The 12,090-nt window shown below is 60.4% G+C and carries 12 protein-coding genes; 7 read left to right on the forward strand and 5 right to left on the reverse strand.

Annotation, left to right across the window (positions count from 1 at the left end):
- Nucleotides 1-17: 17 nt before the first annotated feature.
- From AXW67_RS21100 to AXW67_RS21110, 3 genes are read right to left on the reverse strand one after another with little or no spacing between them, the layout of a single operon-like run.
- On the reverse strand, nt 18-1,328 hold the full coding sequence (locus AXW67_RS21100; RefSeq protein ID WP_063679385.1) for an FAD-dependent oxidoreductase: 1,311 nt from the start codon (nt 1,326-1,328) through the stop codon (nt 18-20).
- Nucleotides 1,325-1,630: a ferredoxin family protein gene (locus AXW67_RS21105; protein WP_027552442.1), complete on the reverse strand. Its 306-nt coding sequence runs from the start codon at nt 1,628-1,630 to the stop codon at nt 1,325-1,327. The genes AXW67_RS21100 and AXW67_RS21105 overlap by 4 nt, the downstream gene beginning before the upstream one ends.
- Nucleotides 1,631-1,632: 2 nt before the next feature.
- Complete coding sequence (locus AXW67_RS21110; protein ID WP_063679386.1) at nt 1,633-3,759, reverse strand: molybdopterin-containing oxidoreductase family protein; 2,127 nt, start codon at nt 3,757-3,759, stop codon at nt 1,633-1,635.
- A 193-nt stretch (nt 3,760-3,952) separates the two neighbouring features.
- On the opposite strand from AXW67_RS21110, the gene AXW67_RS21115 reads away from it, so the two are divergent.
- Nucleotides 3,953-4,852: an AraC family transcriptional regulator gene (locus tag AXW67_RS21115; RefSeq protein WP_245283937.1), complete on the forward strand. Its 900-nt coding sequence runs from the start codon at nt 3,953-3,955 to the stop codon at nt 4,850-4,852.
- A gap of 17 nt (nt 4,853-4,869) precedes the next feature.
- Here AXW67_RS21115 and AXW67_RS21120 read toward each other — a convergent pair whose 3' ends face one another.
- Nucleotides 4,870-5,133: a hypothetical protein gene (locus tag AXW67_RS21120; protein WP_063679387.1), complete on the reverse strand. Its 264-nt coding sequence runs from the start codon at nt 5,131-5,133 to the stop codon at nt 4,870-4,872.
- A 182-nt stretch (nt 5,134-5,315) separates the two neighbouring features.
- The gene (locus AXW67_RS21125) at nt 5,316-6,113 is read right to left on the reverse strand and encodes an SGNH/GDSL hydrolase family protein (RefSeq protein WP_245315654.1); all 798 of its coding nucleotides are present in this window, start codon (nt 6,111-6,113) and stop codon (nt 5,316-5,318) included.
- 148 nt (nt 6,114-6,261) lie between these two features.
- Between AXW67_RS21125 and AXW67_RS21130 the strand changes: the two genes are divergently transcribed.
- From AXW67_RS21130 to AXW67_RS21145, 6 genes are all read left to right on the forward strand, one after another.
- Complete coding sequence (locus AXW67_RS21130) at nt 6,262-7,479, forward strand: lipase family protein (RefSeq protein ID WP_145927751.1); 1,218 nt, start codon at nt 6,262-6,264, stop codon at nt 7,477-7,479.
- A 5-nt stretch (nt 7,480-7,484) separates the two neighbouring features.
- Nucleotides 7,485-8,069 (forward strand): protein-S-isoprenylcysteine O-methyltransferase, encoded by a 585-nt coding sequence (locus AXW67_RS21135; protein WP_027552436.1) that lies wholly within the window; start codon nt 7,485-7,487, stop codon nt 8,067-8,069.
- A 190-nt stretch (nt 8,070-8,259) separates the two neighbouring features.
- On the forward strand, nt 8,260-8,451 hold the full coding sequence (locus AXW67_RS40675) for a hypothetical protein (RefSeq protein ID WP_027552435.1): 192 nt from the start codon (nt 8,260-8,262) through the stop codon (nt 8,449-8,451).
- A gap of 90 nt (nt 8,452-8,541) precedes the next feature.
- Nucleotides 8,542-9,240 (forward strand): hypothetical protein, encoded by a 699-nt coding sequence (locus AXW67_RS21140; protein WP_063679389.1) that lies wholly within the window; start codon nt 8,542-8,544, stop codon nt 9,238-9,240.
- A 760-nt stretch (nt 9,241-10,000) separates the two neighbouring features.
- Nucleotides 10,001-10,447 carry a Rap1a/Tai family immunity protein gene (locus AXW67_RS45065; protein ID WP_371260821.1) on the forward strand — a complete coding sequence of 149 codons (447 nt, stop codon included), beginning with the start codon at nt 10,001-10,003 and terminating at the stop codon, nt 10,445-10,447.
- Nucleotides 10,448-10,700: 253 nt separating this feature from the next.
- Entirely contained in the window at nt 10,701-12,050 is a 1,350-nt protein-coding gene (locus tag AXW67_RS21145; protein ID WP_063676182.1) for an IS701 family transposase, read from the forward strand.
- The last annotated feature ends 40 nt before the right edge of the window (nt 12,051-12,090 follow it).

Raw genomic sequence — 12,090 nt, forward strand, 5'->3', positions numbered from 1 at the left:
GCTGCGGCTCCTCGGAGTCACGCATCCATCGCGGCGAGCATGTCGGGGATCGTGACGAATTTCTCCCGTGGCTTGCCGAGCAGCGCTCCCCGGCGTTTCTCGGCCGCGTCGATCGCGGTCCAATCCGGATAGCTCACGATGCGTGTGACGCGGCCGGCGAGGCGCGCAAGCAGTGCATCGGGAGTGTCCGGGCGCGGACGTCGATCGGCAAGATCGGCCAGGACGGCCTCTGCGGTCGCGATCCCGCAGCCGCGATTGGTGCCGATCGTGCCATTCGGTCCGCGCTTGCTCCATCCACAGACATAGAGGCCGTCAATCACCGTACGGCCGATCGCGACGCGTCCGTCGACGTTGGCATGAACGCCGCGATGCGCGTCATAGGGAACACCGGCGACAGGGGCCGTCTTGCGGCCAACGCTGCTGAACACGAGGCCGCATGCGATGTCCTCGGCGGTTTCCGACCGATGCCTGAACGAGATCGTCTCCACCCGGCCTCGTCCCTTGATTGCGACGGGCGATAGACCAAACCGAAAAACACAGCGCCGCGGCTTCGTCGTGGCCGGCTGCGAAAACGCGCGCAGCAGCGACAGCTTTTCGACCAGCTCCGGGTCATCGGGGCGTTGCGGCTCGAAGTCGTCGGGCGTGACGTCGCGCCCGTCGACCGACGTGTCGGCTTCGCCCAGTTCTAGAAAGTCGCGCAATTCCTTCGCGGTGAATTTGGCCTGCGCCGGCCCGCCGCGGCCGACGACGTAGATCCTGCGAATTCTGCTTTCCGCCAGAATCTCGAGCGCGTGGCGCGCAATGTCGGTCTGGCGCAGCTCGTCGGCCGTCTTGGCGAGAATGCGCGCAACGTCGAGAGCGACGTTGCCGTGACCGATCACGATCGCTGCCTCATGGTCAAGATCGAACCGCAGGTCGGCAAATGCAGGATGCCCGTTGTACCAGGCGACGAAGTCGCCTGCGGTGTGGCTTCCCGGCAGTGCTTCGCCCGGAATACCCAGGGGCCGGCTCAGTTCGGCGCCGGTCGCGAGGACAACGGCGTCATAGGCGTTGCGCAATTCGTCGACCGTGAGATCGTCTCCGACCGTGACGCCGCCGATGAAGCGAAATCCGGGCATGGCGGCGATGCGGTCGAAGGCCGTCGCGACCTGCTTGAGTTTTGGATGGTCGGGGGCAACGCCGAACCGCACCAGCCCATAGGGCACGGGAAGCCGTTCGAACATATCGACGGTCAGCGGTGCGCCCGACCGCAACAATGCTTCGGCCGTATAGAAGCCGCTTGGTCCGCTGCCGATGACGGCGACGTGGTGTTGAGCGGGACCCGTCATCGGCCCAGTGCGACCTTGCGTTCGTCGGCGCCCGGCAGAGGTGGCAGGCGCGCGCTGATGACGGGAGTTTCAGTCGCGCGCTTGCGGTTGACGTCGATCCAGAACTTCTTGTCGGCCGCCAGGCGATAGTCGGGCTCGATCGCGCCGACAGGGCAGGCCGGCGCACAGCCGCCGCAGTCGATGCAATTCTCCGGATCGATATAGGTCATGGTGTCGTCGACGTGGAAGCACTCCACGGGGCAGACGGTGACGCATTCGGTGTATCGACAGCCGCGGCAATTGTCGGTGACCACATATGTCATCGTCAGGCTCCGCTCACCTGGACAAGGATGTCGGAGAATGTCGGGGCCCGGCCGAGGTCGGCGAAGGCAGGCGGCGTCAGCACGTGAACTGTCGCGCCTTTGCGATTGGAGCGCTGCCAGTAGCCGGACGGTGCCACCACGACCCCCGGCATGATGTCAGGTGAAACGGTCGCAAAGGCCTCAAACGAGCCGCGATCATTGAAGACGCGAATGGGTGCGCCCGCGACGATCCCGCGCTGTGCCGCGTCGCCCGGATTGAGGAGCACCGCCTGTTCCTCGCCGGCCTGCGCGGTCTGGGCGGGCAGGTTGCCGTAATTCGAGTTCAGGAAGGCATGGCTTTTCGGGGAGATCAGGCTGAGCGGATATCGTGTCGCCAGCGCCGGCGCCGTGCGCGCGTTCTCGTTCGGCGGAATGTAGTGGGGAAGGGGATCGACTGGTGCGGCGTCCTGGTCGCCGTTGTAGCCCTGTCGGAACAGCGGCACCACGAAGTTTCCGCCGCCGGCAATCGTCGACTTGAATTCGCACTTGCCCGAGGCTGTCGGAAAATTACCCTCGCGATGCGGCGCCCAGTCGGCGGGTGCGGGCATGTTGAGGCGCACGTAGCCCTTGGCCATGACGTCGCCCAGCGTGATGCCCTGCAGGACCGGGTTGCTCCAGTCGAGCGAGCTTTCGATGATCTCGTCGTCGCTCCGGAAGAAGGTCGGATCGGTGATGCCCATCGCACGCGCGAGCCGGCGGAAGAGCTCGGTGTTGGAGACGGTTTCGCCAAGCGGCTCGATCGCCTTATTGTTGTAGGACAAATAGAGGTGTCCCCAGGAGAACATGATGTCCTTCTGCTCGAGCTGTGTGGTCGCAGGCAGAACGATGTCCGCATATCTGGCGGTGTCCGTCAGGAAGTGCTCGCTGACGACAGTGAAGAGATCCTCCCGCGCGAGACCCGTTTCGAGCTTGCCCTGTTCGGTCACCATCGCCATCGGATTGGCGTTGTAGACGAACAGCGCCTTGATCGGCGGGTCGAAGCCGAGTTCTCCCGTCAGCGCCGGTCCGAGGCGCCACGAATTGAGGACGCGCATCTTCTCCGGCTGCAGCTCGGGACGCATCAGCACGTCCCATCTGACGGGGAACGCCCAGATCGGAAGCTGGAGCAGGCCGCCACCGACATGCTTCCAAGCGCCGATCAGTCCGGGAAGACAGGCGATCGCGCGCACGGTCTGGCCGCCGCCGGCGTGCCGTTCCACGGCCACGCCGATCCGCACGACGGCCGGCGTCGTCGTGGCATATTCCCTGGCCAGCTTGATGATGTCGTCGACGGGAATGCCGGTTTCCTGCGAGGCGAATTCGGGTGTATAGCCCGATGCTCGCTCCGCCAGCTCGTCGTAGCCGACCGTGTATTTGTCGATGTAGTCGCGATCGACCAGGTTCTCCCTGATGATGACATGGATCATCGCGAGCGCGAGCGCAGCGTCAGTGCCGGGCCGGATCGGAATATGCCAGTCGGCGAGTCGCGCGGTGCGGGTCCGGACGGGATCGATGACCACGAGCTTGGCGCCGGCCTTCTTCGCCTGCTCGATGAACGGCCAATGGTGCGAGTTCGTGCTCAGCGTATTGCAGGCCCAGAGGATGATGTATTTCGAGTGCACGAAGCTCTCGGGATCGACGCCCGGCGTGTGTCCGATCGTCATCATGTAGGCCGTGCATGAGGCGGAGTCGCAGAACGTGCGCTCGAGAACCGTCGCGCCGAGCTTGTTGAAGAGGGGATCGCCGACGTTCAGCCCGTTGATGATGCCCTGCGTGCCCAGATAGCTGTAGGGTAGGATCGCCTGCGCGCCGTGCTCGGCGATAACAGATGTCCAGCGCGAGGCGATGGTCTCGACGGCCTCGTCCCAGGAAATTCGTTGAAACTGGCCGGAGCCTTTGGGGCCAACCCGCTTCAAGGGATGGAGGATGCGCTTGTCGCTGTAGACGCGCTCCTCGTAATTGTTGACCTTCACGCACAGCCGTCCACGCGTGAACGGATGATCGGGATTGCCGCGGACGGCAATGGCCTTGCCATCTTCGACCGTGGTCAGGATGGAGCAGGTGTCCGGGCAATCGTGGGGGCAGGCGCCAACTACCGTGGTCCGGGCCATGGGTTTCTCCGCTTCCTGATTCAAGACAGCGAAGGATGCGGCGGTCAGGCTCGGCTTGGCTTTTCAAAATGTGCGGTGTTGTTTTCCCGGACTGCTCTCGGCTGATGGACGCACGGCCGGATCTCTGGCATGCTAATTGCTGGACCCGGCAATACCTTTTTACCCACATCGCGCTATCTGGCGGAGATTGACGATGGGTATGCTTGGCAACTCTGTCGATAAATATGTTACCGGCAGAATGCTCCAGACGTCGAACGACCGGCGATGGTCGCATCTCCTTGCCGAGCGATGGAGCCATGAGCCGGGTGATCTGCCGCCGCAATTGCCGCGCGACACCGAGATCGCAATCCTGCTGCGTGGCAGCTCGGTCGTCGATCGGGAAGGCGCAGGAATGCGGCAGCGCACCTTTGGCAGGAAGGGCACCGTGTGGCTTTGCCCGGCCGGCATCCGCGAAGACTTCATCCGCGTCGAGAACCAGATGCAGGAATGCCTGCATCTCTTTCTTCCCGGCAAGCCGTTCGACGACACCATGCTCAGGGATCTCGACATCGACCCCTCGGGAGTCTCGATCCGCTACGAGACCATCGATCAGGACATGTTCATCGAGCACGTCGCGGACCGGATCCTGAAGGAGCTTGCGCAGGAAACCTCGACCGGCCGGCTTTTGATCGAAAGCCTCGGGCGCGCGTTATCGGCTCATCTGGTCCACGCCTACTCGGCGACAGCAGTCAGGTTGAAGCAGTCCATTGCCGGTCAGAGGCCGCTCGACGCCAAGCGGCTGTCGCGCGTGACGGAGTTCATCGACGCATCGGTCGAGCGCGATTTCTCGGTCAAGGATCTGGCATCGGTGGCGTGCATGAGCCCGGCGCATTTCTCCCGCAGCTTCAAGGCGGCCACGGGTGCGGCACCACACGAATATGTCAGCCGCCAGCGTCTCGACCTCGCCAAGCGGTTGCTGTCCACCAGCGATCGCCCGCTGGTCGACATCGCCTATGCTGCTGGATTCTCATCGCAAGCCAATTTCAACCGCGCCTTCCGAAAGGCCGTGGGCACGACGCCAAGCCTTTACCGCGCGCAGAAGCTCCGCGACTGACGCGGCGGGTTGTTGATCTAGCTCCTTGCGCGGTTTTCCCTGGAGCGAGACCATAAATGACCGATCAGTGATAGGGTTATGGCGGCCGCAATTATTGGGAGCCAAATCGCCGTGGTTATGATGAACAACGAAGTGATGAGCAGACGTCCAAAGACCGATTCGCTGACTGGATGCTTAAGACGAGCGAAATAGGCGTAGGCGATGAAAATGGTGGCTGGCACCATCCACGCGGCGACAAGCACCAGCAACAGGTCAATGAGTTGGCTGGCATAATGGTGCATGAGCGCACCTCCTGACAACGTCGGAGCGAATTGCTGTCACCGCCGCGAGAGCTGCGATAATCGTCGAGGAGAATTGGTCTTTGTTCGTGTTGGCGGGCATCTGCACGCTCGGCGCCCGCTCTCCCGGCCGGTGCCCAAACTCATAGGAATCTGCAGCCTTCGATTCGCCTGAGCTGGGGCTCTCAACGCGCACTGTTTGAAATGGCTCGGGCAAGGGCTCGTCCAATGCAATCATAACCATCAGAGGTGTTGTGTAGTCCGTCCCACGTTACGAGCGTGCTCTGCACGACGCCGGCATTGACGGAGTTTCGCATCAGCGTGAAACGAGAGAACAGCCCGACCCGTTCCTGCTTCGCGACATCGGCGATGATGTTCTCCATCGTCGAGTAGCCTGCTGAAGCGAGCACCTGGGGTGCATATTGCAGGTCCATCAACACGACGTCGGCAGATCCTGCCTTGAGCGCTCTCACTCCTTCGAGAACGTGACTCTTGAGTCCTTGGTCCGGCCGGCCACCCCATGCGACGTCATTGGTGCCCAGCTGCCATATGACGAGATCAGGAGCGTACGCGAAAACGTCGCGTTCGAAACGTGCGATGTTATTCGGAATCGTATCGCCGACTCGGCCGCTATTGATGACCTTGATCGTGGCGTTCGATCTAAGTCTCAAGAGCTCGCGGCGCATCACCTCGGGATATGTGGCCGCCGATCTAAGCATCCACAGTCCTACCGTCGAGGATGATCCGATTGCTACAATCTTGAGCGGCTCACCAGATTTGAAACGGGCCGCGGTGCGGGGCAATTGCGCACCCAGCGAGACGTCCCGATTTGCCGCCAGGCATCTCTCTGCAGAAGGCATCTCCTCTTGCGCGTGAGAGGGCGCTCCGCCAGACGATCCGACAAGCATCGCCGCGCCGATCGACGCTATTCGAGCGGCCCTAGACAGGATAGCGGAATGGGTACAGAAGGCAAAATAGGTCAATACGGGTTCCCCCAACGCTGGTCGATTATCTCTTGACAGGCGTTCGCTAGGTCTTTGCTATTACAGATGGATTCACGCGTGCGCGATGAGTAGCATGAGAAATTCGCGGACAGAAGTTGTCTCGGGTGACATTATGCCCGGAGCGCCCGTGGCGAAGCGCCTGGTGTTTCATGTTGGCGGCTACGATCCAATCACGCCATCTGCCAGCCCGCAACGACGCTTTGTGCGCGAAATTGAAAGGTTCCAGCGCACCTGGTCAGTGGAAGCGATCGTTGACGATTTGCGCGACAGCGCGGATCAGAGCCGGTGGAATGTGACGACCACTGGCCCCAATTGGCGGGTCGAAACCGACTATCATTTGGTTCGATGGGACGACGTTATCGACCGCTTTAGCCGTCGAAGCATCGCTTCACGAATTCCTCTCGGCCTCCTTGCCTTTCTCGAATTTGTTTCGGCCGGCACCCTTTGGCGTTACTTGCAGTCCAACTGGCGCTACGCATTTTTCTTTCTCTATCCATTCGTCATGTTCGGAGTGCTCACCGCGGCCGCCGTCTTGATTGGCGTGTTGGCATTCAGAATCACCTCGTCAATCCCCGTTGCCATCGGTGGAGGTCTTTTCGGCTTCGCAGCCGTATTGGCGGGCCCGTGGCGCTGGCTGAACCTGGGCAACCTGTTCGACGATTGGATTTTCTCTCGCGAGTATATTCGACGCGGGAATTCGGAAATCGAGCAGAGGCTGGACAGGTTGGCCGCCGAGCTCGTGAATGCGGCGAACAACTCCGCCGCAGACGAAATTTTGGTCATTGGGCACAGTCTTGGCGCCGTACTTGCGGTTGATCTGCTTGACCGTGCCTTGAAGCTGGACCCTGCGCTCGGTCGGGACAAAATTCCCGTCACGTTCTTGAGCGTCGGATCATCCATACTCAAGATCGGCTTGCACCCGAAGGCAATACGCTTTCGCACGACGGTGGAACGCGTCGCCAAGTCGCGCGCGATCTTCTGGGGCGACTATCAGGCCCTCGTCGACCCGTTGAACTTTTACAAGAGCCGGCCGATGGGCGATATGGGCCTGTCGATAGAGAATGAGGCGACCGTCAGGGTCGTGAAACTTAGTCGAATGCTTGACCACGAGATCTATCAACGCATCCGCTTCAATTTCTTCCGCTTGCACTGCCAGTTCGTGAGTGGAAACGATCGGCGAACATCGTACGATTACTTTATGCTCACATGCGGACCTGTTTCGGCCAAATCGCAGACGCTCGCCCCAGATGGTGCCCTTTCGATGATCGGGGACGACGGTGCGTGTATTGTCGGCGCGCGGCCGGCTGAAAACACGCTGCTGACCAGTCCGGGCGCGGCAGCCTGATTCAAATGACGCCAGCTATTTCCAAGATCATATTCGTTGGGTTGGCGGTCGCCTGGTACCTTATACGTTACAAGTACGCGCGGCGCTCCCGCCGCGAAAAGGTTGTGTCGAGCGCCCGCGGCCCCCTGGAAACCGCGCTACTGCTCATATCTCTTTCGGGGCTTGGACTTGTGCCGCTCCTCTACGTAGCGACAGGAATACCTCGTTTCGCAGCTTACAGCTTCCATCCCGCGCTGGCTTGGCTGGGGTCTTTCTTTGCGATCGCGGCTTTGGGCATGTTTTACCTGACACATCGTGCACTCGGCCGGAATTGGTCGGTAAGTCTCGATGTGCGGGAGAACCATCGACTCGTGACGGAAGGGATTTACCGCAGGGTTCGGCACCCGATGTACTCGGCATTTTGGCTCTGGGCTGTTGCCCAGGCGTTGCTGCTGCCAAACTGGATCGCCGGGTTCGCGGGCCTTGTCGGTTTTGGGATTCTGTTCTTCGGCCGCATCGGAAGGGAAGAGCGGCTGATGCTGGAAACCTTTGGCGACAGCTATCGGGCGTATATGGCACGGACGGGCCGGATATTCCCGTCGATACGCTGAAGCGGGTTCCGACATCGGGTCCTGAGGAACCGGCCAGACCAAAATTCGTGCCATTTTCGCAACATCCGAAGGAAAACGGCTGCCGGGGCTGCGGGTTCCTGCGTCTATTTGTTGCTACCGCTGCGAGCGTCAGGTTACCTGTTGTTGGGTGAATTCCATCTAATCCCGATTCATACGTGGGGAGACTTTGATGCTGAAGTTCGTGATCCTGGGCGTCGCTACTCTAGCTTTCGTGGGAACGGCGGCTGCTGCCGACCTCCCGCGGCCGCAGCCTCAGCCGGTGGCTGCACCGGTCGGCAAATATCCCATGGGTAAATATCCCGTCGGCAAGAGCCCGGTCGGCAAATACCCGGTTGCGGCCCCGGTAGTGACCAAGGGTTGATCCGATTATCCATTCGGGCGCGGGGCGGCGTTCGTTTGAGATAGCTGGACTGACTATGAAGTCCTGTCTTTGATCCACGGGGATTCGAAGATGCTAGGGGTGGCTCGGAAATATCCAAGTCTGCAACACCTTGCCGGGGCCGCGATTCTCGCGGCCTCGGTGAGCCTGGGGGCCGGGAGCAGTAGCGCACAACAGCTCGCGGCGCACTCCGACCAGCAACAGGACGCCCTGCCCAGATCAGCGGCGAAGCATGCCGGGAGCATGGCTGCTGTTGCGCCCAGTGCCACGCCGGCCAGATCCGATGCAAAGCCGGCTCAAAGAACCGCGGCCAGAGGTCCCTACTACGTCGATTTTCGGGCCCGCACGGCAGCAACCTACGGTCATGCGTTCGTCTGGTACGGAAAGACGAGCGAAAAGACGGTCGAGGTCGCGGGTTTGGCCCCGGCTGGTGACACGCTGCCGTATCTCTTGGGACACATCATGTTTGTTCCCTCTGAGACAGGGGCGAGCTATGGCGATCTTGACGAGCAATATTTGACGGCGAGCTATCGTGTCTATTTGAGCGAGGCTGACGCCAAGAAGGTCTTTGCTTATATCAAGCATCTGCAGGAGACCTCGCCGTTGTGGAATGCGGCAACCACAAACTGCACCGCTTTTATCGGCCGTATAGCGACTTTTATGGGCCTGAAGGCCCCGTTCCATCTGCTAAAGCCCGAGGCTTACGTAAACGAGCTCATAGAGCTGAACGGCGGACGAAAAACGGTGCAGCTTGAGCCCGATCGAGGCTAGATCGCTCGGTATTGAGTTCATCCAGTTTTCCTTGCCGTCTGGACAGGTGCGTGGACTTCGAGTTCAAGCGAGCGCCGTCCTTCAAGGAAGCGTGGCTCAATGCGGCTGGCATTCGTGTGCTGCCTCATCTGATTAAAGAACAGGCCGTGAGATCGTGTGCATGTCCGCGGCGCACCGCGGCGAGGCAACTCTAGGCTGGTGTTAGGAACCGTTCGAAGAACGAGTCCCGCTCGGCGCAGTTGAGGAAGGTCCGCCAAGACGGTCCGTGCGCTTCGGGAAGGCCGTCACGGCGCGATGCACAGTCTCCAGCACTTGTGAGACAAAGGTCACCGACAGGCAATTCTTGATTCTGCTTCGAGACTGAGCATCGACATCAATCGATCAATGGGCCTCGCGTACGCTGCAGATGATAGACGCTCTCCGGGATCCGTCTGTAGTGCATTAAAATTTCGCACAACGGATGCGCCGGATCGAACTTGTGCCATCGGTGCACTGATGGCTGCCCGTGGTTGGCCCGCGATCATGATCGCGGCGCAGCCGACCTTCGCGGGCGTCACGGCGCGTGAGCTGCGTGCTCAAGCCGACAAAGCGCTCTTCGCGAAGTGATGATGCGCCCTGGTTAGCGTCCTCTGCATTTGCGGCGATGGATCAGACCTTTGTTTTGAGCTAAGCCATCCAAGCCGCCTGGAACGGCGCGGGCGGCCGCTCCATTGCGGCAAATGAAGTGCATGCAAGCTATTGCGCCGGTTCGGGGACACCAATGCGGGTCTATATCGTTGTTGCAGGCCTAGTTCTTTCGGTCATCGGAAAGGGAAGCGCCACGGTTGTCGATAAGGGAAACGATCTGAAGAGATCTTGCCAGCTACTTGTTCAGAACTCGTTTCGCGATCAGGACGAAGCCCGGTCTGCCGGCGCATGTGAGGGAATGATCGAGACTGCGATGATCTTTTCACCCAATCTGCCGGCTAACGTACGTGCATGTCCCCCGGCGCAAGGCAGCCCTTTGCAGAGTGCCAAGGTCCTCCTGCGGTACGTTGATGGCAATCCGGATCGAGTGAGCGAACCGGGGATTACCCTTGCTCTCGAGGCACTCAGAGATGCTTGGCCTTGCCATGGGGACGACGCCGGTGGGCCGAGATCAAAAAAGCGTGCGCCGACAAAATCAATAAAGCCTACACCGCCTGCGAGCAGTGGGAACAGCGAGTGATAAACCGAGCTGGGTGGGCGAGGTGACCATTCGCATGGCGACGGCGAGCACGAAAGTTTGAGGGAGGCGCAATCGAGGGAAGCCGCAAGACCTTCAGTCAATTTCGCATCGGGTCATTTTCGACGGATTGAGCGGGCGTCGTTGGGTGGTTGATGTCCGCTTTGTCCCAAAAGCACCAAAGCGCGTTGCTAGCACTACTTTGGCAGATTGTCGGTTTTGCTGTGCTTTATAGGATTCCCGAATCAATTTTTCAATGATTCATGGGTGGTCGGCTCTTGGAGGGCTGACCATGGCGGGATGGGAAGACGAACTTGAACGCTGGCTGATGCCGTTCTTGGACCGGCTGGGCCATAAGACTCGGCAGCGGATGTGTCCTCTGTATGTTGCGGGACTGATTGGTCCTGGCGATCGCAAGAGCGTTCAGCCGATGGCGGAGCGCCTTGCCTCGGGCAACTACGATCAGCTGCACCATTTCATTGCGGACGGTGTCTGGGACGCGACGCCGCTGGAGACGGAGCTGCTCAACCAGGCGGACCGACTTGTCGGCGGCAGGGATGCGGTGCTCGTTATTGATGACACCTCACTGCCGAAGAAGGGCGAACGCTCGGTTGGTGTTGCGGCTCAATACGCATCGGCTCTCGGCAAAACGGCAAATTGCCAAACGCTGGTGTCTTTGACGCTCGCGCGCGGCGAAGTGCCAGTGATGGTCGCGTTACGTCTCTTTCTGCCTGACAGTTGGACAAGCGACGTGTCTCGTTTGAAGCGCGCTCGCGTGCCAGTCGAACACCGAACGCCACGGTCCAAGCCGGAAATTGCCTTGGCCGAGATTGACCGCGCGACGGCAGCCAACGTGCGCTTTGGATGTGTGCTGGCGGATGCAGGATACGGACTTAGCGCACCATTTCGACAAGGGCTAACAGAGCGCGGGCTGGCCTGGGCTGTCGGCATCCCTCGGCACCTGAAGGTGTATCCGGTCGATGTGAAGCTCGTTTGGCCGATTACCAAGGTCCGCGGGAAACCACGAAAGCACCACGTGCCCGATGTCTTATCGATTGCGGCAGAACAAATGCTGGCCAGCGCCAAATGGAAAGCCGTGAGCTGGCGCAGCGGGACGAAAGGTCGGCTGAAAGCCCGATTTGCTGCTCTCCGTGTCCGCACCGCCGACGGCCCTCCTCAGCGGATTTGGGATAAGGGTCAGCAGCATCTCCCGGGCGACGAAGCTTGGCTCATTGGCGAGCAACGTGCCTCAGGGGAGAAGAAATACTATCTTGCCAATCTCCCCGCGGCGACGGATCTGCGCACACTAGCTGCCACCATCAAGGCAAGATGGATTTGTGAGCAGGCGCATCAGCAGTTGAAGGAGGAGCTCGGACTTGATCACTTCGAGGGGCGATCATGGCAGGGTCTTCATCGCCACGCCCTGATGACAATGATTGCCTACGCCTTCCTGCAGCATCGTCGCCTCGCACACGCGGGGCGGAAAAAAAAGAATCAACGGACCTCCGCCTCAGCCAACCATGCCCGCCGTACGTCACGCCATCGTCGATCTCATCCTTCGGCCGCCGTCTCAGCGGTGCCCATACTGCCGAAAACAAATCCTTGAAAAACACTGGCGCAAATAGCTTCTGCCAAAGTAGTGCTAG

This window comes from Bradyrhizobium neotropicale (genome assembly GCF_001641695.1).
Taxonomy (GTDB): domain Bacteria; phylum Pseudomonadota; class Alphaproteobacteria; order Rhizobiales; family Xanthobacteraceae; genus Bradyrhizobium; species Bradyrhizobium neotropicale.

Excerpts from the sequence above, each read along its gene's own strand:
- AXW67_RS21135 (WP_027552436.1), top strand. The coding sequence starts at position 7,485 with ATGACGCCAGCTATTTCCAAGATCATATTCGTTGGGTTGGCGGTCGCC.
- AXW67_RS45065 (WP_371260821.1), top strand. The coding sequence starts at position 10,001 with ATGCGGGTCTATATCGTTGTTGCAGGCCTAGTTCTTTCGGTCATCGGA.
- AXW67_RS21110 (WP_063679386.1), bottom strand. The coding sequence starts at position 3,759 with ATGGCCCGGACCACGGTAGTTGGCGCCTGCCCCCACGATTGCCCGGAC.
- AXW67_RS21100 (WP_063679385.1), bottom strand. The coding sequence starts at position 1,328 with ATGACGGGTCCCGCTCAACACCACGTCGCCGTCATCGGCAGCGGACCA.
- AXW67_RS21115 (WP_245283937.1), top strand. The coding sequence starts at position 3,953 with ATGGGTATGCTTGGCAACTCTGTCGATAAATATGTTACCGGCAGAATG.
- AXW67_RS21140 (WP_063679389.1), top strand. The coding sequence starts at position 8,542 with ATGCTAGGGGTGGCTCGGAAATATCCAAGTCTGCAACACCTTGCCGGG.
- AXW67_RS40675 (WP_027552435.1), top strand. The coding sequence starts at position 8,260 with ATGCTGAAGTTCGTGATCCTGGGCGTCGCTACTCTAGCTTTCGTGGGA.
- AXW67_RS21120 (WP_063679387.1), bottom strand. The coding sequence starts at position 5,133 with ATGCACCATTATGCCAGCCAACTCATTGACCTGTTGCTGGTGCTTGTC.
- AXW67_RS21105 (WP_027552442.1), bottom strand. The coding sequence starts at position 1,630 with ATGACATATGTGGTCACCGACAATTGCCGCGGCTGTCGATACACCGAA.
- AXW67_RS21145 (WP_063676182.1), top strand. The coding sequence starts at position 10,701 with ATGATTCATGGGTGGTCGGCTCTTGGAGGGCTGACCATGGCGGGATGG.